The sequence below is a fragment of the Candidatus Methylomirabilota bacterium genome, from assembly GCA_035936835.1.
Classification (GTDB): domain Bacteria; phylum Methylomirabilota; class Methylomirabilia; order Rokubacteriales; family CSP1-6; genus AR37.
Genome location: DASYVT010000093.1, coordinates 1 through 1916, shown reverse-complemented (window position 1 = coordinate 1916; position 1916 = coordinate 1). Strand labels below are relative to the sequence as shown.

The window sequence follows — 1916 nt, the reverse complement described above, 5'->3', positions numbered from 1 at the left end:
ACGAATTCGCCGGCGTGAGGTAATCAGGCGCCGCTAGCCTGGATTATTCATGAGCGGGGCCGGGGGTGTGCCGCCTCCTGTCCTCGCTGAGGTGAGGGCGGTGGGCCGGGGTGGACGGCCGACATCCGCAGCCGCCTCGGCGAGGACAGGAGGCCGTCCACCCCGGGCCCACCACCCTCACCTCAGCTGCGGATGTCGCCGGCACACCCCCGGCCCCGCTCATGAATAATCCAGGCTAGTTTTCCACCCGCTACGCGGACCCGCGGCGCATGAAATGCGATAGCCTCACGGCACGTGCCGGCACCGAGGTCGGTCTGTCAATGGTGCGCAGAGCCCGTAGGCTAGTTGGACCCGGAGCCCCGCGAGCACCCCGTACTGCCGCCACCGGCGCCGCGCCGGAGAGCGCGCTTTCTAGACTTCGCTGACGCGGGCTCCTCGCCGACGCGACCCTACCCAGGAGGAGGTCGTCATGGAGCTCATGCATCCCCAGTGCGCGGGTCTCGATGTGCATCAACACACCGTGGTCGCCTGCGCCCGCGGGGTGACGGGCGCGGCCATCACGCACGACGTGCGGACGTTCGGTACCACTACCCAGGAGTTGGTGGCGCTGAGCGACTGGCTGACCGCCCACGGCTGCACCCACGTCGCGATGGAATCGACCGGCGTGTACTGGAAGCCCGTCTGGCACGTGCTCGACGGGAGCATGGAATTGATCCTCGCCAACGCCATGCACATTCGGAACATCCCCGGCCGCAAGAGCGATGTCAACGACGCCACTTGGATCGCCGACCTGCTGGCCCATGGGCTCATCAGGGGGAGCTTCGTACCGCCCGCCCCCATTCAGGAGCTGCGCGATCTCACCCGCACGCGCAAACAACTCGTGCGCGAGATCACGCAACACACCCTGCGCATCCAGAAGACCTTGGAGACCGCCAACCTCAAGCTGACCGGGACCCTCAGCGACATCCTGGGCGTGAGCGGCCGCGCCATCCTGCAGGCCCTGGTCGCCGGCGAGACGGATCCGGAACGCTTGGCCGAGTTGGCCCGCGGCCGCATCAAGGCCTCGCGGGCGGACCTCGTCGCCGCCCTGCACGGACGCGTCACGGCCCACCACCGCTTCCTGCTGCAGCTGCATCTTGCCCAGATTGCCACGCTCGAAGCGGCGGTGGCGGAGGTGGAGGCGCGTCTGGGGAATGCCCTCGCCCCCTTTCGCGCGGCCGTCGACCGCCTGATCACCATGCCCGGCGTGAGCGAGACCGTCGCCCGCGTCATCGTCGCCGAGATCGGCTTCGATATGACCCGCTTTCCCACGGCCGGCCATCTCATCTCCTGGGCCGGGCTCTGTCCGCGCCTCGACGAGAGTGCCGGCAAGCGCCGGTCCACCCGCACGCGCCCCAGCAACCCCTGGCTGAAGACCACCCTCGTCCAAGGCGCGTGGGCCGCCGCCCGCAAGAAGGACGGCTACCTCCGCGCCCAGTTCCTCCGCCTCAAGAGTCGCCGGGGGCCCAAAAAGGCCATCATCGCGGTCGCGGCTTCGATGCTCACGGCCGCCTACTACATGCTCAAGGACAGCGTCGATTACCGGGACCTCGGCGCTGACCATTTCGACCGCCGGGACAAGGCGAAGCTCGCGAAACGCTTGGTTGCGCGCCTGCACGATCTCGGCTTCAGCGTCGAACTACGAGCGGCGTGACTTCCGGAGCATTTCTTTCTAGGACGCTTCAGGTCTGGGACGGTGCGAGCCAGGCGCGGGGAAGCGCCGGCGGCTGCCAGGCGGCAAAGCGGTCGAGCATTCCCTCGGGCGTATCGGCAAAGAGCAGGAGGGCAAAGTAGTCGGGGCGGACGAAGCCCTCGCGCACGGCGTGCGAGAGCATGTGGAGCAGCCCGTCGGAGTAACCCGCGACGTTGAGGACGCC

At 68.3% G+C, this 1916-nt stretch carries 2 protein-coding genes; one reads left to right on the top strand and one right to left on the bottom strand.

From position 1 onward, the window contains the following. Positions 1 to 469: 469 nt before the first annotated feature. Positions 470 to 1693, top strand: a complete 1224-nt coding sequence (locus VGV06_07790; GenBank protein ID HEV2055059.1) for an IS110 family transposase — start codon at positions 470 to 472, stop codon at positions 1691 to 1693. Positions 1694 to 1721: 28 nt separating this feature from the next. On the opposite strand, the gene VGV06_07785 is transcribed toward VGV06_07790, so the two are convergent. Then, on the bottom strand, positions 1722 to 1916 hold a 195-nt coding region (locus VGV06_07785), incomplete at its 5' end, for a TIGR00730 family Rossman fold protein (protein ID HEV2055058.1).

Coding starts and splice junctions, on each gene's coding strand:
- VGV06_07790 (HEV2055059.1), top strand. CDS start 470: ATGGAGCTCATGCATCCCCAGTGCGCGGGTCTCGATGTGCATCAACAC.